The sequence below is a fragment of the Vibrio cholerae genome (assembly GCF_008369605.1).
GTDB classification, from domain to species: domain Bacteria; phylum Pseudomonadota; class Gammaproteobacteria; order Enterobacterales; family Vibrionaceae; genus Vibrio; species Vibrio cholerae.
Genome location: NZ_CP043554.1, coordinates 1,010,516 through 1,035,174, shown reverse-complemented (window position 1 = coordinate 1,035,174; position 24,659 = coordinate 1,010,516). Strand labels below are relative to the sequence as shown.

Genomic DNA, 24,659 nt, shown 5'->3' with positions numbered 1-24,659 from the left:
TGTTCGCTAACCATGAAATCGATTCGCTATTTACCTTTACTGTTCATCAGCACTTACGCGGCGGCTGCACAGACTTCAACCTTCTCCCTGAGCATCGATAACGACGGTGTATTCGGGGTAGATCAAAACTACACTAATGGCCTTTTCCTAAGCTATACCTCTGGCGCCATTACCCCTTATTGGCTTGCAAAACCGCTGAGTTTATCCATTTGGGGCGCTCCCAGTCTGGACAAATGGGAATTCACCCTCGGGCATAAGATGTGGACGCCTTCTGATATTGAATTGACCAAACCACAGCCGAACGAACGCCCTTATGCAGGTTATCTACACACTGAGTTCAATTACTTAAGCCTACATCCACAACAAGCACAACGCTTCAATCTCACCTTAGGGATGACAGGGGAAAGCGCTTTGTCAGAAGAAGCGCAAAAATTGGTGCACAGCATTACGAAATCCGATGAGCCCAATGGCTGGGCATACCAAGTGGAAGATCAATTGGTGGGTAGCCTAGGTTATCGCTCCCATTTTAACTGGGGTCGCTACCATGCTTTAGCCGGTACAGAGTTAGAGCTGGCCAATATTTCTGAAGTGAATATCGGCAACTTTCGCAGTGACCTTTCCTCTGGGCTCATGTTGCGCTGGGGAACCGATTTAGAAAACAACTTTGGCGCCGCCCAAATTTCGGTTGAGAATCCGTTTACCCCCGGCATGATTGGGGCATCCAACCAAGGCTGGTTTGTGTTCACCGGTATCGAGGGTCGCTATCGATTTAACGATGTGACGATTGAAGGTGACAGACCGCTGAATGGCTTAGATCAACCCGCCGAGTATTACCAAGTGCATGTTGAGCCATGGCAAGCCACTGCTGTAGTCGGTTTTGCTATGTATGCTCGTAGTTTTGGGGCCAGTTTAACCTTTACCGCTAACACTCCTGAATTTAAAGAAGATAAAGAGTCGATTAGCGGTACCGGTAACGTGGCGCTGTACGCCTTCTTCTAGCGCGGACAATCGAGGCTCTACAACGTAAAGCGTCGGCAATCATGCTCTAAACTCTCTGCGCGTGTCTCAACTTCACGGCTGGTCACGCGCAGTTGAGTGTTATACGACTCCAACGCTTGCATCGCACTCGAAATTTGGCTCATGCTTTCGGCCATTGCTTGGCTGGTTGCGGACAGCTCTTTTATCGACGAAAAAATTCTTTCCGTTTGCGATGCGGCTTCATCCGTCCCTTGGGTAATTCGCTGTAACGCTTGCATGGCTTGATTGCCTTTGCTTTGCCCCTCTTCCATGGTCTGCTCGGATTGGTTCATAAACAAAATCACTTCCGCACTCTCTTTTTTCATAGTTTCTATCGTGCCGGAAATTTCGCTCACCGCATTCACCGTTCTGACGGCTAAACTACGCACCTCATCGGCGACAACCGCAAATCCACGTCCTTGCTCACCCGCACGAGCAGCTTCAATCGCCGCATTGAGTGCCAATAAATTCGTTTGCTCTGCGATACCGTTAATGATGTCCATCACTGAGTCGACTTTGGCGGAAGCTTGTTCTAGCTGCTGAATATGGCTGGCGGCTGACTGCAAAATACTTCCGACCTCACGCAAAGAGCCAATCGCAGCACTAATAACTTTACTGCCTTCCGCAGCCGCTAAAGTCGAGGCTTTACTCACATTGGCGACCACTTCGAGAGAATGAGAGACTTGCTGCGTGGTTAAACTGACCTCTTCGGTTGCTGACGCGAGTCTTTGGGTTTGATCCATCACATCAGACTGACCGCGTACCAGATTATCAATCGCTTGATTGAGCGCCACAGCATCCCCTGACAATGCCACACTACGATCTTGCACGACATGCACTAATCCGCCGAGGTTTTCACAACTCTTGTTCACCGCAAACGCTAACTGATTAAACTCATCTTTTTTATTGGATGTCAGAGCTAAGCGCTGAGAGAGATCGCCAGAAGAGAGCTTTTCTAATACGCGGCCTATCTGTGTTAACGCTTTAGATAGCGAGAAACTCACCATCATAAACAGCAATATGGTCAACACTGCCAGAATCACACAAGCGACTAAAATGGAGAGCAAGGTTTGCTCGCCCGCTTTCTCAGCTAACGATTGATAACGACTACTCACCTCTTCTAGACGCTGCGCGGTTGATTCAATCACACCTTGCGCTGTTGCTTCACTACTGAGTAAGTTTTTTTCGATATCTTTGACTTGCTGCGACAGCTCACTGACTCGCAAAAATGTGGTTTTAAATTGCTCAATTTCCGCTTTATACAGATCGAGCATGGCGTAGGATTGCGACATGCTGACAAAACCCGCTAACGCCCGATTAAATAAGCGCAAATTTTGTTCATTCGGTTGTAGTAGGTAATTTTGTTGGGCTTTGATCATGGCTTGAAAATCGGAATTGATGGTTACCATACCGGTTTCATCAATTTTCTTTTCTATAGTCGCCGCCAGTTTTTTCAGATCGGCCAACTTACCATCATCGACGTTAAAACCAAGCTCGCCTTTAATCTCAAGCCACGGCTGCATATCGTCATTAAAAGCCTGCACCGCTTGCTGTAAAGCGTTACCTTCATTAGCAAAGTTATTCTCGGCAAGAAAGCGCTTATCCCCTTCCACTTTCTGCATTAGCTGAGCCAAGCGCGTTTTAATCTCAGACACCTTGTTTGACGAGAGATGTTCACGCTCAGCGGCTAACTCAAACAGCTGTGCTTGAGTCGCAAATAAAGCCGCGGAGCCCGCTGTCACATCGCCACTTTGTTGATACTGCAAGTTCATCTTAGATAAACTTTGCGCGGTAAAAACCGCTAACCCGATGAAGCCCAAGCAAAGTACAAGGATAAATAAGGTGATTTTTTGCTTTTGTGAAAGTTGCGTGACATCCATCTTTTCACTTCCTTTTTAAATACTGCATCACTGCACTGTTCAGTTTGCCAGCTTGCCCACTGACAACAGATACTCTTTCTTATGGATAGCAAAAGTTTAGACCTAGGATGCCGAACTTACCCATTTTTCACTGAAATTGATTGTTCGTCTCCAAGAGAGTCGTGTACATAAGAGCGCCACTAGGCAGGATGAGAAGAAGGGAGAAAAGAGTCCAAATGCCCACCAGCCCTTGCTGTCACTGGTGATGCGACCAATTATCAGGGAGATAAACCTATTTAATCCCTGCTATTTGTAATAAAATAACGGCCAAACTACATAACTGAGAAGCGCTCATGTCTACCATTGGTCGAATTCACTCTTTCGAATCTTGTGGCACTGTTGATGGCCCAGGAATCCGCTTTATTGTCTTCCTGCAAGGGTGCCTGTTCCGCTGCAAGTATTGTCATAATCGAGACACTTGGGATACCCATACGGGTCGTGAAGTCACGGTTGAGGAAATCATCAAAGAAGCGAAATCTTATCGCCATTTTATGAACGCTTCTGGTGGCGGCATCACGTGCTCTGGTGGGGAAGCCATGCTGCAACCCGAATTTGTGCGTGACTTTTTCCGCGCAGCGAAAGCCGAAGGTATTCATACCTGTTTAGACACCAATGGCTACGTGCGTAAATTCACACCTGTGATTGACGAAGTGTTAGAAGTGACTGATTTGGTGATGCTCGATATCAAACAGATGGATGATGAGATCCACCAAGATTTGATTGGCGTGTCTAACAAACGCACCTTAGATTTTGCGCGCTACCTGCATCAAATTGGCCAAAAAACTTGGTTGCGTTACGTGGTGGTTCCAGGTTACACCGATGATGAAGCATCTGCTCATCAACTGGGTGAGTTTATTAAAGACATGGAAAACATCGAGAAAATTGAGCTGCTGCCTTACCACAAACTTGGCGCACACAAATGGGAAGCCATGGGCGAAGAATATCCACTGGAAGGTGTGAATCCGCCAAGCAAAGAAACCATGGATAAAATCGTAGCGATCCTTGAGCAGTATCACTCAAACGTAAAATATTGATTCATCCTCTCGACGTTATCGTAAAAAATACCAACCTCAGGTTGGTATTTTTTTAGGTAACGCAATTGGAACTCGCACAAATCGCTTCGACCATCATTCTCTTCATCGTGTTGTTTTGGGTCAGAAAAGATACCCAACACGCGCTGTGGCCGAAGTTTCGAGATGACAAATCCTTCCAACATCTCACCTACTTTGTGATGCTGGGTCTCTTTCTGCTTTGGTCGGCACAAGCCAGTGTCAAAGAAGGATTGAGCATTCATTTTCTCGCCTTAACCACACTGACCATGATGTATGGTTGGCGCAGCGCTTTTATTCTCACCCTGCCGGTCAGCGCCACCCTCGCACTGTTTGGCAAAATAAGTTTTGCCGCTTTACCAGAATATCTACTGCTGTCGAGTTTGCTGCCAATCTTGATCAGTTACTCGATTTTTGCCTTGAGCTATCACTACCTACCGAGAAACATCTTCGTGTTTATTTTTGTGGCTGGCTTTTTTAATGCCGGCGTTACCGGCAGTTTGCATCTGTTGCTTAACTCCCTTTATATCTGGCAGTTAGGCGCTTATGACTGGCTCACAATCACCGACAACTATTTGATTTTTGTTCCGCTACTCGCCTTCCCTGAAGGCCTGCTGAATGGCATGGCGCTCGCCATTTTGGCCGTATTCCGCCCTGAGTGGCTGCGCGTTTTTTCCGATCGCGATTATTTGTACAACCACTATCATCATTAAGCATGCTGTTTTTTTGTGCTTTCACTATTAAAACCGTGTTGAGATCATGTTTCACTCTGCACCAATGCTGTTAACCTTAAATCAGCAAAATAATAACTCTGATTTGAAGTGAGGCTTTACATGGAAATGACCAACGCTCAGCGTTTGATCCTATCGAACCAATATTTCCTTATGTCACAACTCGACCCCAATAACGCAAACAAATACAAGCGCTTACAAACGATTGTTGAGCGTGGCTATGAGCTACACATGCGTGAACTGAACCGCGAGTTTGGCTGCCTGCCTGAAACCGAGTGTCGTGAAATCATCGACATCATGGAGATGTACCATGCGATGCAAGAATCCAACCGAATGCTGGACGATGCTGCACGCAAAGATGTAGACCAACGCCGTTTGACATTCCTAGGCTTTGATATGGCGACCGAAGCACAATTGGTCAATTACGTCCGTTTCTTAGTGGACTCTGAAGGTCTCTATCCTCAGTTTGATAAAGGCGAACACCATTTCAACAGCCAAATGCCGATGTTGGCAAAATACCGCCGCATGCTGACCACTTGGCGCAACTGCCCACGCCAATACCATCTGTCAGGTAATGAATTGCGTCAAATCATGAACGCCTAATTCCACTTTTCCATCTCTTTATTCTCTTGAGCTGGCTCTAGGCCAGCTTTTGTTTTGCGATTTTCCCATCACACCGATTCCTCTTCGCCGCTTTGACTTATCGGCTTACTCGAAATCACGATTTTGAAATAAAACCATAATTTTTAAGCAAAAGAGTAGATTACAGACTAGGCTTAAATTGTTAGGGATTTGTATACAGCGGTTGTATGTCGTCATGACATTTTCAAAGGGGAAACAACTATGAGTATTTTTGAACACTTTCAGGCACGCTATGAAGCCGCCAAGGATGAAGAGCTGTCCATTCAGGACTTTCTGGCTCTGTGTAAAGAAAACAAAAGTGCTTATGCCAATGCCGCGGAGCGCTTGTTGCTGGCTATCGGCGAACCCGAGATGATTGATACATCCAAACACTCGCGCCTTAGCCGTATTTTTTCCAACCGAGTGATTGCTCGTTATAAAACTTTCGAAGATTTTTATGGCATGGAAGAAGCCATAGAACAGATCGTCGCTTACCTCAAACATGCTGCGCAAGGCTTGGAAGAGCGCAAACAGATTCTCTATTTACTTGGCCCTGTGGGCGGCGGTAAATCATCACTGGCAGAAAAGCTCAAAGCCTTAATGCAACAAATGCCGATTTATGTGTTATCAGCCAATGGCCAACGCAGTCCTGTTAACGACCACCCCTTCTGTCTATTTGATGTGAATGAGGATGGTGAACTGCTCAAACAAGAATATGGCATTGATCGTCGTTACTTGCGTTCCATCATGTCACCTTGGGCTGCCAAACGCCTGCATGAATTTGGTGGTGACATCACTAAATTCAAAGTAGTGAAAGTACGTCCATCCATTTTGGATCAAATCGCGGTCGCTAAAACCGAGCCGGGTGATGAAAACAACCAAGATATTTCGTCTCTGGTCGGTAAAGTCGATATTCGTAAACTCGAACACTTTTCACAAGATGACCCAGATGCCTACAGCTACTCCGGTGCGCTATGCCGCGCCAACCAAGGTTTGATGGAATTCGTGGAAATGTTCAAAGCACCGATTAAAGTGCTACACCCACTGTTAACGGCCACCCAAGAGGGTAACTATAACGGCACCGAAGGACTTTCTGCGTTACCATTTGATGGCATGATCCTCGCTCACTCCAACGAATCCGAGTGGCAGACTTTCCGTAACAACAAGAACAATGAAGCGTTCCTAGACCGGGTTTATATTGTCAAAGTGCCTTACTGTCTGCGCGTTTCAGAAGAAGTCAAAATCTACCAAAAACTGTTGGATCACAGTGAGCTCTCCAAGGCCCCTTGTGCCCCAAGCACACTCGATCTGCTGGCGCAATTTAGCGTATTGTCACGCCTGAAAGTGCCAGAGAACTCTTCCCTGTTCTCAAAAATGCGCGTCTATGATGGTGAAACGCTCAAAGATACCGATCCAAAAGCCAAAAGCTATCAAGAGTACCGTGATTACGCAGGCGTTGACGAAGGCATGTCTGGGCTTTCCACCCGTTTTGCGTTCAAAATTCTCTCTCGCGTGTTCAACTTCGATCACTCCGAAGTCGCCGCGAACCCAGTACATCTGTTCTACGTTATCGAACAGCAAGTCGAGCGTGAGCAGTTCCCACAAGAAACGGCGGATCGCTACAATGAGTTCCTCAAAGGCTATTTAATCCCGCGCTATGTCGAATTCATTGGCAAAGAGATCCAAACCGCTTACTTAGAGTCTTACTCTGAGTACGGTCAGAATATTTTTGACCGCTACGTCACCTACGCCGACTTCTGGATTCAAGATCAAGAATATCGCGATCCAGAAACGGGCCAACTGTTTGACCGCTCTGCACTCAACAGTGAACTGGAGAAAATTGAGAAAACCGCGGGGATCAGCAATCCAAAAGATTTCCGTAATGAAATCGTTAACTTCGTACTGCGTGCCCGTGCCAACAACAATGGGCAAAACCCAGTGTGGACCAGCTACGAGAAATTGCGCACTGTGATTGAGAAAAAGATGTTCTCCAATACTGAAGATCTGCTTCCAGTCATCTCCTTCAACGCTAAGACCTCATCCGACGATCAGAAGAAACACGATGACTTCGTCGCTCGTATGATGGAAAAAGGGTACACCGAAAAACAAGTCCGCTTGCTGTCTGAGTGGTACTTGCGAGTACGTAAATCCTCATAGTGTGTATGCCGTGTAATGGTCGGCGGTAGTGCAACTACCGCCACCTACGGTGTTACCTACCCCACAGAATCGCTGTTGGGCTGTAGGTCACCCCCTCAACAAACTCGATTCGAGTTTGAGGTGATGTCATTAGGGAGAGGCTCATGGCGCAATTTATCGACAGAAGGCTAAACGGCAAAAATAAAAGCACCGTCAACCGACAACGCTTTTTACGCCGTTACAAAGAGCAGATTAAAGAGTCGGTTGCGGATGCCGTTAACCGCCGCTCAATCACTAATACCGAGTCTGGAGAAGATGTTTCCATTCCAACTCGTGACATTAAAGAGCCGATGTTTCATCAAGGCAAAGGCGGCGTGCGTGAACGTGTGCATCCGGGCAATGACCAATTTATTCGTGGCGATAAAATCGATCGCCCTAAAGGTGGCCAAGGCAGCGGCGGCTCAGGTGAAGGTGATGCCAGTGCCGATGGTGAAGGCAGCGATGATTTCGTATTCCAAATTTCCAAAGATGAATATCTCGATATTCTGTTTGAAGATTTGGCGCTGCCGAATCTCAAGAAAAACCAAGTTAACAAAATCACCGAATGGAAAACCCATCGTGCGGGTTTTCAAACCTCAGGTGTGCCCTCCAATATTTCTGTGGTGCGTTCACTGCAGCAATCTTTAGCGCGCCGTACGGCGATGACCGCTGGTAAACGCCGTTTGATGAGTGAGTTGGAAGAGGAACTCGAACGTATTCAGCGTAGCGAACCACCACAAATCATGGAAGAGATGCGCATCAAGCAAGAGATTGAAGAGCTACGCAATAAAATCGATAGCGTGCCCTTTATCGATACCTTTGATTTGCGCTTCAAAAACTACGAAAAGCGCCCGATTCCCTCCAGTCAGGCGGTAATGTTCTGTCTGATGGACGTGTCAGGCTCGATGGATCAAGCGACCAAGGATATTGCAAAACGCTTTTATGTACTGCTGTACCTGTTCTTAACTCGCACTTATGAAAACGTGGAAGTGGTATTTATTCGCCACCATACCCAAGCTAAAGAAGTGAATGAGCACGACTTCTTCTACTCGCAAGAAACCGGCGGCACCATAGTGTCCAGTGCACTCAAGCTGATGCATGAAATCATTGAAGCTCGCTACCCACTGGGTGAGTGGAACATCTATGGCGCACAAGCTTCTGATGGGGATAACTGGGCAGACGATTCACCGCGCTGCAAAGAGTTACTCTCTAACAAGCTGCTGCCCTATTGCCAATACTATGCCTATATCGAAATCACGCGTCGCTCACACCAAACGTTGTGGCACGAATATGAAAAATTACAGGCCTCCTTCGATAACTTCGCGATGAAGAACATCCGCAGTGTTGAAGATATTTTCCCTGTGTTTAGGGAGCTGTTCCAAAAGGAAAATGCGTAGGGAGATTGTGAGATGACTACCAAAGCCAAAGCCGCACCTAAGCGTAAAGCAACGAACAGTAAGCGACTGCCCGATGGCCCAGATTGGACGTTTGAACTGATCGAGCGCTACCATCAAGAAATCCGTCGCGTGGCAGAGCTTTATCGTTTGGACACTTACCCAAACCAGATTGAGATCATCACCTCAGAGCAGATGATGGATGCCTATTCCAGCATCGGCATGCCAATCAACTACAACCATTGGTCGTTTGGTAAAAAATTCATTCAAACCGAGCAAACCTACAAACATGGTCAGATGGGGTTGGCATACGAAATTGTGATTAACTCCGATCCTTGTATCGCCTATCTAATGGAAGAAAACACAGTAACCATGCAAGCCCTGGTGATGGCGCATGCCTGTTACGGCCACAATTCCTTCTTCAAAGGCAACTATCTATTCCAAACCTGGACAGATGCCAGCTCGATCATCGATTACCTGCTGTTTGCCAAAAACTACATTGCTGAGTGTGAGCAGAAATTTGGCGTGAACGAAGTGGAAAAGTTACTCGACTCTTGCCATGCGCTAATGAATTACGGGGTTGACCGTTATAAACGCCCCGAAAAAATCTCGATTGCCGAAGAAAAGGCGCGTCAAGAAGAGCGCGAAGCTTATCTGCAATCACAAGTGAATGCCTTATGGCGAACCGTGCCGAAAAAGGCCGTAGAGCAAGAGAAGCAGCGCCGCTTCCCGAGTGAACCACAAGAAAACATTCTCTATTTTATTGAGAAACACGCCCCTTTGCTGGAGCCTTGGCAACGTGAAATCGTGCGTATTGTGCGTAAAGTCAGTCAGTATTTTTATCCACAAAAGCAGACGCAAGTCATGAACGAAGGATGGGCGACGTTTTGGCACTACACCATACTCAATCATCTTTATGATGAAGGCTTACTCAGCGACAAGTTCATGCTGGAGTTTTTGCACAGTCACACCAGCGTTGTGGCACAGCCGCCCTACAACAGCCGTTATTTCAGTGGCATTAACCCTTATGCACTCGGTTTTGCCATGTTCCGTGATATTAAGCGGATCTGCGAAGAGCCGACCGAGGAAGATAAAGAGTGGTTCCCAGAGTTGGCCGGTGCAAACTGGTTGGATGCGCTTCATTTTGCGATGCGCAACTTTAAAGATGAGAGCTTTATCAGCCAATATCTGTCACCTAAGCTGATCCGCGACTTTAAGTTCTTTGCGATTTGCGATGATGATAGAAAAAATCACATTGAAATCAGTGCTATTCACGATGATCTCGGATATCAACAAATCCGCGAGAAACTCGCGGCGCAATACAATCTCAGTAATCTTGAACCCAACATTCAAGTGTATAGCGTTGATGTTCGAGGCGACCGTTCGTTAACCTTGCAGTATGTACCACACGATCGTATTCCGTTAGATCCAAGCTACGAGGAGGTGCTGAAACACTTGCACCGTCTATGGGGTTTTGAAGTCAAACTGGAGGAGGTCAAAGACACAGGAAGAAGAGAGATCCTCGCAACCTGCCCCAAAAAGAACGACTCGGAAAGTCGAATCTAAGTACTGGGGCTGCAATACAACATCCCTAACACTTAATAAAAAAGCTCCTGCAAAGGAGCTTTTTTCTGCTTAGCTGCTTTTTTCTACTTGATAACTACTGCGCACGCTCAGCCACGATGCGTCGCACCACTTCCAAATCTTCCGGCGTGTCCACCCCTGCTGGCGGTGCTTCTAACGCAACCGCAACATGGATTTTCTCACCATGCCACAACACACGAAGTTGCTCTAAACATTCAATCTTTTCAAGCTGGCTTGGCTGCCAATCCAGATAGGTATTGATAAAACCTGCGCGGTAGGCATAGATGCCGATATGGCGCAGCAAAGGTTGAACGATAGCTTTATCCGCTTTAGCGAAGTTATCACGATCCCAAGGAATCGTGGCACGACTGAAGTACAGCGCATAACCGTTTTTATCGGTGATCACTTTCACCGCATTCGGGTTGAACACTTCCGCTTCATCTTCAATTTCCACCGTCAACGTAGCCATCGGCGCGCTGCATGCTGCTAAGTTATCTGCGACTTGGCGGATAATCGCCGGTGGAATCAAAGGCTCATCACCCTGCACATTCACCACAATGTGATCGGCGGGAATCGCCATTTTCGCCACCACTTCCGCCAGGCGTTCGGTGCCAGATTGATGATTCGGCGAAGTCATACACACCACACCACCGAAAGCTTGAACCGCTTGTTCAACACGCTCATCGTCGGTTGCAATGATCACGCGGTCGGCTCCCGCTTGCATGGCTTGCTCATATACCCACTGAATCATTGGCTTGCCGCCAATGTCGGCGAGAGGCTTACCCGGTAAGCGCGTGGATTGGTAACGCGCAGGGATCACGACAGTAAATGACATTAGCGTCCCTCATCCATGCTCATGCTGCGAGCTTCCGGCTCTAAAAGCACAGGAATGCCTTCTTTGATGGGATAAGCCAGACGATCCAGCTTACAAATCAGCTCTTGGCGATCTTTATCGTAAGTCAGCTTACCTTTACATACTGGGCAAGCGACGATTTCAAGCAGACGGTGATCCATACGGTTCCATTACCTCTTTAATTTTGTCCACAATACGCTGCTCCGCTTCTGGAGCAAACTGAGCCGAAACGGGCAGATACCACCAATTTGGCTGGGCAAACTCAGCGCATTTTACGGCATCTTTTTCTGTCATGACCAGATGAACGCCTTGCTGCGCCAGTTGATTTAACTGAGCAGCATCAAAGGCTTGATGATCGGCAAAACCTTGGCAATGAACTAAATCGGCATTGAGTTCACGCAAAGTATTAAAAAATCGGGAAGGATGGCCAATCCCAGCCATGGCGCACAAGCGAGTGAGCTTACTCACTGCACAGCGTTCACCCGTCTTAAGATTCACCGCATCCGTCGGTTGCAGACGCATTGCGATTTCATTGGCCTTTGCCACGCCACCATTAGTGATAATGAAATCGACTTCATCGAGTCGGCTGACAGGTTCACGCAGAGGACCTAAAGGGAGCAATTCCTGGTTACCGAAACGGCGAACGCCATCCACTACTGCAATTTCAATATCGCGCTGCAGCGCATAGTGCTGCAAGCCATCATCCGTAACGATGATATTGACCCCGTGTTCAAGGAGCGCTTTTACCGCTTGGCTGCGTACAGGATCGACCGCTACAGGCGCTTTGGTACGCTGAAAAATGAGTTTCGGCTCATCACCGCAATGCTGAGCCGGGGTTTGCTCATTCACCACGAGCGGATAGCTGGGCGCTTTAGCGCCATAACCACGTGAAACGACCCCCGGACGATAGCCAAGGTTTTGCAGCGTTTCCACCAGCCAAACCACAACTGGGGTTTTGCCATTACCACCGGCTGTAATGTTACCCACCACGACCACGGGTAAGGGTGCACGATAGGAGGGTTTGTCGCCCGTTTGATATGCTTTACGCCGTGAGCGGCTGATGACACCAAACAGTACGCTGAATGGCCACAACAGTGGCCATAACAGATAACCTAATGGATGGCGGTGAAACCAGATCTTTTCTATCACCACTATTCACCAAACTGGATGCGATGCAGCTGAGCGTATGCGCCATCTTGCGCCAACAGATCAGCATGGCGACCACGTTCAATGATTTCACCTTCATCAACCACAAGAATTTCATCTGCTTGTTCGATAGTAGATAAACGGTGCGCAATCACCAGCACGGTTTTGTTTTTCTGCAGCTCATCTAACGCCGCTTGAATGGCACGCTCCGATTCAGTATCCAGTGCCGACGTCGCTTCATCAAGGATCAGCACAGGCGCATCACGCAGCAATGCGCGAGCAATCGCCACTCGCTGACGCTGACCGCCAGATAAACTGGTGCCATTCTCACCGATCACGGTATCCAAACCTTGCGGCATGTTTTCAATAAACTCCATCGCATGGGCTTGACGTGCGGCTTGCTCAATCTGCTCGCGGGTGTATTCACCTTCGGCAGCGTAAGCGATGTTATTGGCGATGGTGTCGTTAAACAGATGTACGTTTTGCGAAACCAAGGCAAAGTGACGACGCAGATTGGTCAGCTTGTAATCACGCACATCGTGCCCATCAAGACAGATCGACCCACTGTCGACATCATAGAAACGAGTAAACAGATTAGCGATGGTCGATTTACCTGAGCCAGAACGACCAACCAGAGCGACCGTTTTCCCTTGCGGAATCGAGAACGAAACATGGGATAACGCTGGTTTTTCTTTGCCTTGGTAGGTGAAAGTTACGTCTTTCACTTCCACTTCACCGTTGACACGCTCTGCCTCATATTTGCCATTATCGCGCTCGGTTTCGAGATCCATCAAACCAAACAAGGTCTGGCAAGCGGCCATACCACGCTGAAACTCCGACGTTACACTGGTCAAGGCTTTAAGTGGGCGCATTAGGCCAAACATGGCTGAGAACACCACAGTAAATGTACCTGGAGTCAACTCAGCACGAATCGAATCTACACTGGCTAAAAAGAGCACCGCGAACAGGGCAAGTGAGGCAATCATTTGAATCACTGGGTCTGCAATCGACTGTGCCGATACCAGCTTCATGGTTTGCTGGCGCATGCTGTTACTGACTTTGTCAAAGCGTTTGCGTTCGACCTCTTGACCGCCGTAGCTCAGTACCACTTTATGGCCCTTGAGCATCTGCTCTGCCGATGAAGTCACATGCCCCATAGCCGTCTGCATGTTGCGCGAAATCTTACGAAAACGCTTAGAAACAAAGCTAATCGCAAAGGCCACCACTGGTGCGACGACAATCAGTACCAAAGAGAGTTGCCAGCTATTCCAAAACATCAAGGTGAGCAAGCCAATAATGCTCGCCCCTTCACGCACAATACTGACTAACGCGCGGCTGGTTGCGCCAGCCACTTGTTCTGAGTCGTATGTGATGCGCGATAATAAGCCGCCCGTTGACTCTTGGTCGAAAAAACGAACTGGCATGTGCATAAAATGGTTAAACAGACGGCGACGCATCTGCATCACCACATTGCCGGACACCCAGCTCAAACAGTAAGAAGAGGCAAATCCACTTAAACCACGCACAAACATAAGCCCTAAAATCATAAACGGCAGAATACGCAGAAAGTTGGATTCCGCATTACCAAAACCTTCATCCAATAAAGGTTTTAGTAAAGAAATCATATAAGTATCAGCAGCGGCATTAATAACTAAGGCTATAGTTGAAACCACCAAGCCCGCTTTGTATAAGCGGATATAAGTCCACAGACGCTTAAAGGTCTGCCAGTTAGATTCGTCAGAGTGCAATGACATAAAGAAGCTTTTCTGATTATAAAATTGCGCTCATTCTACTCCTTTACGCAGCATCTGCCTATACCAAGGCTGCCAGCCAAGGCTACGCTGGGTAAACCAATCCAGCTGATCTGGATAGAAAAAGAGGCTAATTTGCCCAGCTTGTCCAGTATCTAGCCACTCAACTTGCTGAGCTTGATAACGTGCCACGACTTGCGGATTAGGCAAATTCCAGCGGTTATCTTTCGCCACAGAAGCAATCGCAAGTTTGGGATTCACTTGGGCAATAAACTCTGCGGTGGACGATGTTTTACTGCCGTGGTGCGGCACGATCATCACCTCACTTTGCAGTTGCGCTCCGTCGCGAGCAAGCAGCCACTCCCCCATGGCTGTGACATCCCCGGAGAGCAGTACAGAATGGTTAGACTGAGTATCGGTCATACGAATCACACACGAATGCTGGTTGTACGCTCGGCTAACCGCTTGTGGTGGCCATAACACCGTAAAATGGAGAGATTGCCACTGCCAGCTTTCACCACGGATACAAGGCATAAACTCTGTCCCGAGTTGGCTGGCACGAATCCAATTGGGTTGCCAGCGCTCAGCTAAACCTTGCCAATCACCCGCATGATCATTATCAAGATGACTTAAAATCACTCCATCCACTTGGCGTAGCCCCCGCTGTTGGAGCATAGGCTCAATCACGCTTTGCACATAGCTGCCTCCCGGCCAACTGCTGCCTGTATCGTAGACAATTGCTCGCTCATCTTGCTCAATCACAATCGCCAAGCCATGTCCAACATCCAGCACATCCATTCGCCAAAGTGGAGTGAGAGAGGGAAACCACCACCATAAGCCAATCATACCCAATAATAAGCTGCAGGCTTTTAGGCTCATAAATCGATAAAGCAAGAGGATGGCCACACTCGCTGCGACCACACCTTGTACTTTGCTGGGGACCACCCACCAGCCTACATCGGCAAACTGCAAAGCCCAATCGAGCGGTAAAAACGTCCAATCCACCCAAGGCCAGTAAGCGGCGGCCACACTAGGCCATACCACCATGAGTAATAGACCCAAAAACAAAGCTGGGACAATCACCAACGAAAACCAAGGAATAAACACCAAATTGTACAGAACTGCCGTTACGCTTAAGCCACCGAAAAAATAGGCCGTGACCGGTGCCATTAAACAGACGAGGAACACCTGCGCCCAAAGAAGAGCTTTCCACCACACCTGACGCTGGCTTTGACTGGCTAATTGGTAGAGAACAATCGCGACCGCCAAAAACGACATCCAGAAACTGTTTGAAAGTGAGGCGAATGGCGACCAAAGCAAGACCGCGACTAAGGTGAGTAGAATCCGCTTGAGCGCGGAAAGAGGAAAAGCCAACATGATCAACGCCACATTGAGTAAGCACATAATCAATGCACGCTGAGTAGGCAACGTAAATCCGGCCAGCCAAGCGTAGAGCACCGCCAGTAAAGCCCCACAAACAAAAGGGGACCACAATAACTGAGCATGAAGACGCATCATGCCGAGCCCGAGAAAATAACCCACGCTAAAAGCGATACCAATGTGCAGCCCCGAAATCGCCACTAAATGAATTAAGCCACTATTGCGTAAGGCTTGCCACTCTTGCTCATCAATACCTTTTCGCTCGCCAAACGTCAGGGCTAAGATCAATCCTTGGTATGGGCTGGTATGCGTTAATTGTTCCAGCTCAAAAAACAAACTTGACCTTATGCCACTCTCTTGCACAATTTGATAAGCGGTGTCAGGTTTTACGACCGCCCGTGCGACGACAGATTGCGCCATGTAATGCGCTTCTAAATCAAAGCCGGTTTGGTTGAGTCGACCCACTATCGGCTTGAGAGTTACCGAAAATTCAACGCGGTCATTGGGTTGTAACAGTAAAGGGGCACTTAAACGTATGCGAGGGCGAGTCATTTTGTTTAAGGTTTGTCCATTCACTTCATGAATGAGGACAAAACCCTCATAAGCGTAACGAGTTTGCGTAAAAAAGCTGTCAACACGGCCTTTTATGATAATATCCGGCCCTGCTTGATAGAGCACATTGGATTGATCTCGTATAAGGTTGCCCTGTAGCACAATGGTTAGTATGGCAGCCACGAAGCCAAGGAATTGACGGCCAACTCGGTGATAACCGAGTAAAACCATAACAATAAGGCATAACCAAGCCCAACCCCAACTCGGCATCCAAGGCCAATAAGGGGCAGACAGCACGGTGATCGAAAAAGAAATGAGAGACCAGTAATTCGACAAGAGAGTCATAATCCCGTATGCCAAGAAAATTCATTAAACGGTTTATGCCTGACCACGATGTGATCAAACGCCAAAAAGCGCTGCGCGTGTTTGGTAATGTGCTGTATAACCCAAACCTATGGTGCTTAAACCGCCGCTCTGCCGCTGGCGCGTTTGCGGTAGGGCTGTTTATGGCCTTTGTACCACTGCCCAGCCAAATGATCATGGCTGCCGGTCTCGCCATCGTACTGGGGGTCAATCTGCCACTCTCCATCGCCTTAGTGTGGATCACCAACCCGATCACTATGCCTGTCATCTTCTATTTCACATACAAGCTCGGCGCATGGTTGATGGGAACTCCCGCTCAATCCTTCCATTTTGAGCTGACTTGGGAATTTTTACTCAATCAAATGAGCACCATTGGACCACCGTTCTTACTCGGCTGCGCAGTTTGCGCGGTGTTGGCATCGTTAATTGGTTACTTTGGGATTCGCGGTTTGTGGCGTTACTCCGTTGTGCGCAGTTGGCAAAAACGTCGCACCAGTAAAATGCCGGAGAATCTGCCTTAACGCATCTTGTGCACTCACGATTGCAAGAGAGTTGCGAACAAGCGCAGCTTAAACAATGCAAACTCTGTTTACTCAGAATGACAAAAGGACCCGAAGGTCCTTTTTTGTTTGGTGTTATTTACTACTCAACACTTGCGCAGGATTGAGTCGGCTTGCGCGCCGCGCGGGGTACCAAGTCGCCAGCAAACTGAGCACAATCGCCGTCCCTGAAACCAGCACTACATCTGCCCACTCCACCTGTGAAGGAAGAAAATCAACGAAATAGATATCACCGGATAAAAACTGATGTCCGATCAGATGCTCTAACCCTTTGATCAAAGGCGTTAAATTAAAGGCGACAACCACACCCAATACACTGCCGACCACACTACCCAGAACCCCAGAAAACACGCCTTGCCAGACGAAAATACGTTTGATCAAGCCATCGGTCGCGCCCATAGTGCGCAATATAGCGATTTCGCCTGCGCGATCTTTTACCGCCATCATCAGAGTCGAGACGATGTTAAAGCTCGCGACCCCAATCACCAGAACCATTACTAAATACATAATGGTGCGCACCAACTGAATATCGCGATACAAAAAACCGTACTTTTGCTGCCAACTGTGCAGATAGACGTATTCGCTCAGTTGATTGCCCACATCACGTACGATCTGCGTGGCTTGCAGCACATCAGCCACCTTAACAGAGATACCGGTAACACCACTGCCTAAGTGAGCGTAAGCTTGGGCATCTTCTAGCGGCAGTAGCGCTAAGCTGTGATCAATCTGCCCGTTCAGTGCCAATAAGCCGCTGACTTTCACACGGACCCGCTTCGGTGCTTGCACCTTGTCACCACTGGTGGCACTTGGGATCATCAAGGTAATGAAATCACCAACCTGCACGCCTAATTTCTCCGCAACGCCTTGGCCTAAAATCACCTGCTGCTGGCCGGGGCGAAACTCTTGCCACGCCTGTGCAGTAATAAACTGCGACAAGCGAGATACGGCTTGTTCACGCTGCGGATCCACACCACGCACTTCAATCGCTTTAAGCTGAGTGCCACTTTCGGCAAGTGCTGTGATCTTCACATACGGCGCTGCCGCAACAATTTGTGGGTGACGCGCGGCTTGCGCCATTAAATCAGGCCAGCGTTCGACAGGTCCGCGCACGCCCTCAAATTCCCCATGTGGGATAACGGATAGAACACGGGTTTGCAATTCACGCTCAAAACCATTCATCGCCGAAAGGCCGATGATGATCACCGCCACCCCAACCGCAATCCCAATCGTGGACGACAACGAAATAAACGACACCATTTTGTTGCGTTGTTTAGCGCGACTAAAGCGTCCGCCAATAAACAGAGCGAGAGAGGAAAACACTTAAGCCCCCGTGATATCGGTTAGCAGCCCATCTTTCATGTGCATGTGACGATCCATTTTCGCCGCCAACTCGCCATCGTGAGTGACCACCAAAAAGGCGGTACCGGATTCGCGGTTCAACTCACGCATCAAATCGTAAATAGACAGCGCCGTTTTATGGTCCAGATTGCCCGTCGGTTCATCGGCCAGCACTAAATCCGGCTTATTGACTAACGCGCGAGCAATCGCGACGCGTTGTCTTTCGCCACCAGATAATTCCGATGGACGATGCGCCACGCGATGGCCTAAGCCCACGCGCTCAAGCAGGCTCTGCGCCTTCGCTTTGGCTTTCGCCACATTCATGCCACCAATCAAGAGCGGCATCGCCACATTTTCTAAAGCAGAAAAATCCGCCAGCAAATGGTGAAACTGATAAACAAATCCCAAGTGCTGATTGCGGATCTTCGCTTGCTTATTCGAACTTAACTGATGCAAAGACTGGCCAAGAAACTCCACTTGCCCTTCACTGGCATCATCCAGTGCACCCAAAATATGCAGCAAGGTACTTTTGCCTGAGCCAGAAGAGCCGATGATTGAGACCAACTCACCGCGTTTTAGCTCAAAACTCACCCCTTTAAGAACCTGAGTTTGCAACTCCCCTTCTTGATAGGTTTTGCAAACCTGATGACAACGTAAAAGGTTATTCATAACGTAACGCCTCAGCGGGTTGAACAGAAGATGCGCGATAGGCTGGAAACAGCGTTGCCAACAGACTTAATACAATCGCAAGAACAATAACGAGGACAATCTGCAGCGGATCAATCGCCACTGGCAAACTGCCACCCACCGAAAAAAGGGCAACACCTAAGGCTTCCATCAGGCTATTTAAATTGGCCGCCAACAGCACGCCAAGTAAACCACCAACCAGCGCACCAATCACACCGCTGCTGGCGCCTTGTACCATGAAAATCGCCAGCACATGTTGTGACTGCATGCCTTGGGTTTTTAAAATCGCCACCTCAGCCTGCTTCTCCATCACCACCATGATCAGCGCAGAAATAATATTAAACGCAGCCACCCCAACGATAAGTCCGAGCATCAGCCCCATCATGTTCTTTTCCATACGTACCGCTTGAAACAGTTCACCGCGCTGCTCACGCCAGTCGCTCCATTGCCAATCTTGCGGCAATGGCTGTTCGGCAAGCTGACTGACCACAAACGGGTCATCAAAAAATAGCCGCCAACCTGAAATGGTCTGTGCATCATAGCGCAATAGCTTGGCCGCATCGCGCAGATGAGTCACCATGAGTTGCCCATCCACATCCGAACCGGTATTAAAAATTCCCGCTACCGTAAAGTTTCGCTGACTGGGCAAACGGCCCAAAGGCGTAAATTGGCTCGCTTCTGTGACCATCAAACGCACTTTATCACCCACGGTGACATTCAAACTGCGCGCAAGAAGATGCCCAAGAAAGAGTTGATACTCGCCCGCTTGCAAAGCCGTTAACCGTCCTGCAATCAGGTGTTGCTCAATCGGATCATTTTGTTGTGGCTCGATACCAATCAACAAACCCGCAGCCAGTTGCGAGGCACTTTGCACCACCGCTTCACTGCGCACTAAAGGCTCTGGTGGGCGCTGAGTCGATAATGCCGAGACAAAATCTGGGGGCGTTGCACTGAGGGTGGTTTTGCCTGCAGCTTCACTAACGACCGCTTGAGGTAACACCCCAAGAATGCGTGACTTAAGCTGCGCCTCAAAACCGTTCATCACCGATAAAACAGTAACCAGCGACATCACACCGATCGTGATCCCCGCCGTCGACATATAAGAGACAAAGCGGCTAAAACGATCCCCTGAGCGGCCGCGCAAATAGCGCAAACCAATAAAAGCCGAAATCGGATGAAACATAAATCCAACCATAGGAAGAGAATGGCGTTAATGTAGCGAGAATCCCTGCGCGGTTGTAGTTTTTCTTTATCAAATCTGTGTAAGAGAACGTTTATTTCACACCGATAACAAGGACATACCTTGATTAGTTACTGCTTATGACGATAATCAACACAGATGTGAGAAGGAACCCTCTATGAATGACCAAGAATTCTTTACTGTTCACCACGCGCTAACCATCAATGTGGAGCCGCTGGCGGAGCATTTCACCCTACCTTCTCATGAGATTTTTGAAGCGGAGATCCCCGCGCCATTTGTGGTCGCCAGCGAATTTAGCCAGTTGGAACAACTCAGTGATAGCGCACGCATGGAGCTGAAAAACAGCGACTTTAAAAGCGTATTGCAACTGCTTGAAGCGCAAAATGCCAAACTGAATCTACTGCTGACTTTTATGCTGTCACAACAAGATGATCCTCAATCACGCAGTGCGACCACTCGTTTTGGTGCCAGTCAACTGACCTATTTGGCCAAATCACCACTGCAGATTGGACAAAAAGTGCGGGTAAAACTGTTTTTGGAATACCCCGCCGCCGCGATTTATTGCTACGCCAGTGTGATGCAATGCCAGCAAGAGCCTGAGCACACCTTAGTGACTCTCAAGTATGACCTGCTGCGCGATGTGGATCAGGATTTGCTGATCAAAGCCGCTCTCTACCAACAGCAGCGCCTGCTGCGTCAACGCTCACTAGACCGAGAAAAACCTCAAGCGTGACTATGACTACACACTCTTTACTCTCTCTGTTTTCGGCGCAAGGTGCCGGAGACAAAAAAGCCATCGGTAATTTACACGGCGCAAGTTTAGCGCTGGCCATTGCGGAACTCGCCAATGCTCATACGAGCCATACGTTGCTCGCCGTGCCCGATCCACAAACCGCGCTCAAATTGCTACACGAAGTGGAACAGTTTAGCCACAGCGAAGTGGCGCTCTTCCCCGATTGGGAAACGCTTCCCTACGATAATTTTTCACCCCATCAGGACATCATTTCTGATCGTATTTCGCGTTTGTATCAGCTCCCAAGCTTAACGCGCGGTATCACGATTGTCCCGGTCAGTACCTTGCTTCAGCGCCAGTCACCACGTGACTTTTTGTTGCAGCACACCTTAATCGTTAAACGTGGCGATCACTTTTCACTGGATAAACTGCGCTTGCAGTTAGAAAACAGCGGCTATCGCCATGTCGATCAGGTCTTTGGCCCCGGTGAATACGCCAGTCGCGGTTCGATTCTTGATCTCTTCCCGATGGGCAGTAGCGACCCATTCCGGATCGATTTCTTTGATGATGAAATCGACACCATTCGCACCTTTGATCCAGACAATCAGCGTTCAATCGCTGAAATGGATGAAATTCGCCTGCTGCCCGCCCATGAGTTTCCGACGACGGCCGCGGCGATCGAAGAGTTTCGTAACCGCTGGCGACAGCGTTTTGAAGCGCGCCGCGAGCCGGAATCGGTTTACAGCCAAGTCTCTAAAGGCACTTGGCCCGCAGGGATTGAGTATTGGCAGCCACTCTTTTTTGAGCACAGCGAGACCCTGTTTGATTACCTGCCCGCCAACAGCCAGCTTTTGGTGGTTGGCGAGCTGGAAAAAGCCATCGACCAGTTCTTGACCGATGTCGATTATCGCTACGACCAACGCAATATCGACCCACTGCGCCCACTGCTGCCGCCCAATGAGTTGTGGCTGCGTAAAGATGAGCTATTTGCCCACTTTAAAACTCTGCCGCAAGTCCAACTGACAAGCTCACCTATCGAGCTGCGTGCCGGTCGAATGAATGCGCAAGTTCAACCACTACCCGTATTAGCCGTTGAACATCAAAACAAAGAGCCTTTGGCGGCACTGCGCCAATTTAGCGAACAATTTACCGGCAAAATCATTTTCTCAGTCGAGTCGGAAGGTCGCCGTGAAGCGCTACTGGAGTTGTTACAGCGCATCAAGCTGCGCCCGCAAAGCCAAAATGATTTCAGCCTTGCGTGCCAACAAACGGAAAAATACTCACTGGTGCTCGGCTCAGCAGAGCGCGGATTTATCTATGGTGATAACCAAGTTGCCTTGATTTGTGAGAGCGATTTACTGGGCGATCGGGTGATTCAACGTCGCCGCAAAAAAGATCGCAAAAACGTTACCAACAGTGATGCGGTGATCCGCAACCTTGCCGAACTCAAACCGGGGCAACCCGTTGTCCATATTGATCATGGTATCGGCCGCTACTTAGGCTTACAAACTCTTGAAGCGGGTGGCATGGTCAGCGAATACGTGATGCTGGAGTACCAAAACGAAGCCAAGCTGTATGTACCGGTTTCGTCACTGAACCTGATCAGCCGCTACTCCGGTGGCGCAGAAGAAGCCGCCCAATTGCATAAATTAGGGGGTGAAGCGTGGGTCAAAGCGCGCCGCAAAGCGGCGGAAAAAGTGCGCGATGTCGCGGCAGAACTTTTGGATGTGTATGCCAAGCGTGAAATCAAACCGGGCTTTAAATTCCATCTCGACCGTGAACAATACGCGACCTTCAAAGCCACCTTCCCGTTTGAAGAAACCGATGACCAAGCGATGGCGATCAACGCCGTGCTATCCGACATGTGTCAAGCCAAAGCCATGGATCGTTTGGTGTGTGGTGACGTAGGCTTTGGTAAAACCGAAGTAGCAATGCGCGCCGCGTTTGTCGCGACCGATAATGGCAAGCAAGTCGCCGTGTTAGTCCCTACAACTCTACTGGCGCAGCAGCATTTTGAAAATTTCCGCGACCGCTTTGCTAACTTGCCGATCCGCGTCGAAGTGCTCTCCCGCTTTAAATCAGCCAAAGAGCAAAAACAAATCCTACAAGACGTAGCGGACGGCAAAGTCGACATTCTGGTCGGTACCCATAAGTTGCTCTCTAGCGAAATTCGTTTTGCGGATCTTGGCTTGCTGATTGTTGACGAAGAACACCGTTTCGGGGTGCGCCAAAAAGAAAAAGTCAAAGCGATGCGTGCCGATGTGGATATTCTGACTCTCACTGCCACGCCAATCCCACGTACACTCAACATGGCCATGAGTGGTATGCGTGACCTGTCGATTATTGCCACCCCTCCAGCGCGCCGTTTAGCCATCAAAACCTTTGTTCGTCAAAGTGAAGATAGTGTGATCCGTGAAGCGGTACTGCGTGAAATTATGCGCGGTGGTCAGGTGTACTTTCTGCATAATCAGGTTGAAACCATCGATAAAGTGGCCGCAGATTTAGAAAAACTGGTGCCTGAAGCGCGGATTACCGTCGCTCACGGGCAGATGCGTGAACGTGAGCTGGAAAAAGTGATGAACGATTTCTACCACCAGCGTTTCAATTTGCTGGTGTGTACCACGATCATCGAAACCGGTATCGACGTTCCGACCGCGAATACCATCATCATGGATCGCGCAGACAGCTTAGGTTTAGCCCAATTGCACCAGTTACGTGGCCGCGTCGGTCGTTCGCATCACCAAGCCTATGCTTACCTGTTAACGCCACCGCCTAAAGCGATTACCAAAGATGCGGTCAAACGCCTAGAGGCAATTGCCTCTTTAGAAGATTTGGGGGCCGGCTTTACTCTCGCCACGCACGACTTGGAAATTCGCGGGGCTGGTGAATTGTTAGGCGAAGAGCAAAGTGGCCAGATTCAGTCGGTCGGTTTTACTCTGTATATGGAAATGCTCGAACAAGCGGTCGAAGCCCTAAAATCAGGCAAAGAACCTGCGCTGGATGATTTACTGCGTGAGCAGACCGAAGTCGAAATGCGCCTACCAGCCTTGCTGCCGGAAGAGTACATCCCCGATATCAATACGCGGTTATCCATGTACAAACAGATCGCCAGCGTAGCGAGTGAAGACGAATTGGCTGAACTCAAAGTCGAATTGATTGATCGCTTTGGTAAATTACCGGACGCCGCGTTAAACTTACTCGCCATTGCTGAACTGAAACTCAATGCTATGCGACTAAAAGTGCGTAAAATTGAGGCGCATGAACGTGGCGGATACGTAGAATTCTATCCCAATGCTGACATTAACCCGGTGTTTTTGGTTAAACTGCTGCAATCGCAACCAAAATTATTGGCGATGGATGGACCAACCAAATTGAAATTTACCTTGCCTTTGGTTGAACGCAGTGCGCGCATTCAATTTGTCGCTGACATGTTGAAGAATTTCCAGCAAAATGTACTACCTGCTCGGTAAGATTCTCAAATTGATAGGACAGGTAAGCGGCAAATCATTACGCCTCTAATCGCGAGATAACACTAAGATTAGGGCGAATGAACTAAGCCAATCCCTTCGCGGGATTCATTCGCAAGGGATATAGCACAAATCACC

At 48.7% G+C, this 24,659-nt stretch carries 19 protein-coding genes; 10 read left to right on the top strand and 9 right to left on the bottom strand.

Annotated elements, in window-relative coordinates; all coding sequences use genetic code 11:
- Positions 1-12 precede the first annotated feature (12 nt).
- A complete protein-coding gene (locus F0316_RS04920) occupies positions 13-999 on the top strand; it encodes a lipid A deacylase LpxR family protein (protein WP_000836384.1) in 987 nt (328 codons plus the stop codon).
- Between the two features lie 17 nt (positions 1,000-1,016).
- Here the strand turns inward: F0316_RS04920 and F0316_RS04915 are convergent, their stop codons facing one another.
- Positions 1,017-2,897 (bottom strand): methyl-accepting chemotaxis protein, encoded by a 1,881-nt coding sequence (locus tag F0316_RS04915; protein WP_149560250.1) that lies wholly within the window; start codon positions 2,895-2,897, stop codon positions 1,017-1,019.
- Positions 2,898-3,229: 332 nt separating this feature from the next.
- Here F0316_RS04915 and pflA point away from each other — a divergent pair, with 332 nt between their 5' ends.
- From pflA to F0316_RS04880, 6 genes are all read left to right on the top strand, one after another.
- Positions 3,230-3,970, top strand: coding sequence for a pyruvate formate lyase 1-activating protein (gene pflA / locus F0316_RS04905; RefSeq protein WP_000103941.1), 741 nt, complete (start codon positions 3,230-3,232; stop codon positions 3,968-3,970).
- Between the two features lie 65 nt (positions 3,971-4,035).
- Positions 4,036-4,698 (top strand): energy-coupling factor ABC transporter permease, encoded by a 663-nt coding sequence (locus tag F0316_RS04900; RefSeq protein WP_142609644.1) that lies wholly within the window; start codon positions 4,036-4,038, stop codon positions 4,696-4,698.
- Between the two features lie 120 nt (positions 4,699-4,818).
- Positions 4,819-5,319, top strand: coding sequence for a YfbU family protein (locus F0316_RS04895; protein WP_000426107.1), 501 nt, complete (start codon positions 4,819-4,821; stop codon positions 5,317-5,319).
- Positions 5,320-5,559: 240 nt separating this feature from the next.
- On the top strand, positions 5,560-7,494 hold the full coding sequence (locus tag F0316_RS04890) for a PrkA family serine protein kinase (protein ID WP_000021516.1): 1,935 nt from the start codon (positions 5,560-5,562) through the stop codon (positions 7,492-7,494).
- Between the two features lie 143 nt (positions 7,495-7,637).
- A complete protein-coding gene (locus F0316_RS04885) occupies positions 7,638-8,909 on the top strand; it encodes a YeaH/YhbH family protein (protein WP_053055773.1) in 1,272 nt (423 codons plus the stop codon).
- A gap of 12 nt (positions 8,910-8,921) precedes the next feature.
- Complete coding sequence (locus F0316_RS04880; protein WP_000208355.1) at positions 8,922-10,472, top strand: SpoVR family protein; 1,551 nt, start codon at positions 8,922-8,924, stop codon at positions 10,470-10,472.
- Between the two features lie 94 nt (positions 10,473-10,566).
- Here the strand turns inward: F0316_RS04880 and kdsB are convergent, their stop codons facing one another.
- From kdsB to F0316_RS04855, 5 genes are read right to left on the bottom strand one after another with little or no spacing between them, the layout of a single operon-like run.
- Entirely contained in the window at positions 10,567-11,325 is a 759-nt protein-coding gene (kdsB, locus tag F0316_RS04875) for a 3-deoxy-manno-octulosonate cytidylyltransferase (RefSeq protein WP_000011334.1), read from the bottom strand.
- Positions 11,325-11,504, bottom strand: a complete 180-nt coding sequence (locus F0316_RS04870) for a Trm112 family protein (RefSeq protein ID WP_000350068.1) — start codon at positions 11,502-11,504, stop codon at positions 11,325-11,327. The genes kdsB and F0316_RS04870 overlap by 1 nt, the downstream gene beginning before the upstream one ends.
- Positions 11,485-12,492, bottom strand: a complete 1,008-nt coding sequence (gene lpxK / locus F0316_RS04865) for a tetraacyldisaccharide 4'-kinase (RefSeq protein ID WP_053055813.1) — start codon at positions 12,490-12,492, stop codon at positions 11,485-11,487. The genes F0316_RS04870 and lpxK overlap by 20 nt, the downstream gene beginning before the upstream one ends.
- Before the next feature lie 2 nt (positions 12,493-12,494).
- Positions 12,495-14,243, bottom strand: coding sequence for a lipid A ABC transporter ATP-binding protein/permease MsbA (msbA, locus tag F0316_RS04860; protein WP_000052155.1), 1,749 nt, complete (start codon positions 14,241-14,243; stop codon positions 12,495-12,497).
- A gap of 30 nt (positions 14,244-14,273) precedes the next feature.
- The gene (locus tag F0316_RS04855; RefSeq protein ID WP_000173782.1) at positions 14,274-16,517 is read right to left on the bottom strand and encodes a DNA internalization-related competence protein ComEC/Rec2; all 2,244 of its coding nucleotides are present in this window, start codon (positions 16,515-16,517) and stop codon (positions 14,274-14,276) included.
- An 8-nt stretch (positions 16,518-16,525) separates the two neighbouring features.
- Between F0316_RS04855 and F0316_RS04850 the strand changes: the two genes are divergently transcribed.
- Positions 16,526-17,056, top strand: a complete 531-nt coding sequence (locus F0316_RS04850) for a DUF2062 domain-containing protein (RefSeq protein ID WP_001881633.1) — start codon at positions 16,526-16,528, stop codon at positions 17,054-17,056.
- A gap of 114 nt (positions 17,057-17,170) precedes the next feature.
- Here F0316_RS04850 and lolE read toward each other — a convergent pair whose 3' ends face one another.
- Genes lolE through lolC form a run of 3 tightly spaced genes read right to left on the bottom strand, consistent with a single transcriptional unit; the run spans position 17,171 to position 20,303 of the window.
- Positions 17,171-18,415, bottom strand: a complete 1,245-nt coding sequence (lolE, locus tag F0316_RS04845) for a lipoprotein-releasing ABC transporter permease subunit LolE (protein ID WP_000493013.1) — start codon at positions 18,413-18,415, stop codon at positions 17,171-17,173.
- The gene (gene lolD, locus F0316_RS04840) at positions 18,416-19,102 is read right to left on the bottom strand and encodes a lipoprotein-releasing ABC transporter ATP-binding protein LolD (protein WP_001061290.1); all 687 of its coding nucleotides are present in this window, start codon (positions 19,100-19,102) and stop codon (positions 18,416-18,418) included.
- Positions 19,095-20,303, bottom strand: a complete 1,209-nt coding sequence (gene lolC, locus F0316_RS04835; protein ID WP_000468890.1) for a lipoprotein-releasing ABC transporter permease subunit LolC — start codon at positions 20,301-20,303, stop codon at positions 19,095-19,097. Before lolC ends, lolD begins: the two co-directional genes overlap by 8 nt.
- Positions 20,304-20,478: 175 nt before the next feature.
- On the opposite strand from lolC, the gene F0316_RS04830 reads away from it, so the two are divergent.
- Both F0316_RS04830 and mfd read left to right on the top strand, forming a co-directional pair.
- Positions 20,479-21,054 carry a PilZ domain-containing protein gene (locus tag F0316_RS04830; protein WP_000999601.1) on the top strand — a complete coding sequence of 192 codons (576 nt, stop codon included), beginning with the start codon at positions 20,479-20,481 and terminating at the stop codon, positions 21,052-21,054.
- 2 nt (positions 21,055-21,056) lie between these two features.
- The gene (gene mfd, locus F0316_RS04825; RefSeq protein ID WP_000207266.1) at positions 21,057-24,524 is read left to right on the top strand and encodes a transcription-repair coupling factor; all 3,468 of its coding nucleotides are present in this window, start codon (positions 21,057-21,059) and stop codon (positions 24,522-24,524) included.
- Positions 24,525-24,659: the final 135 nt, after the last annotated feature.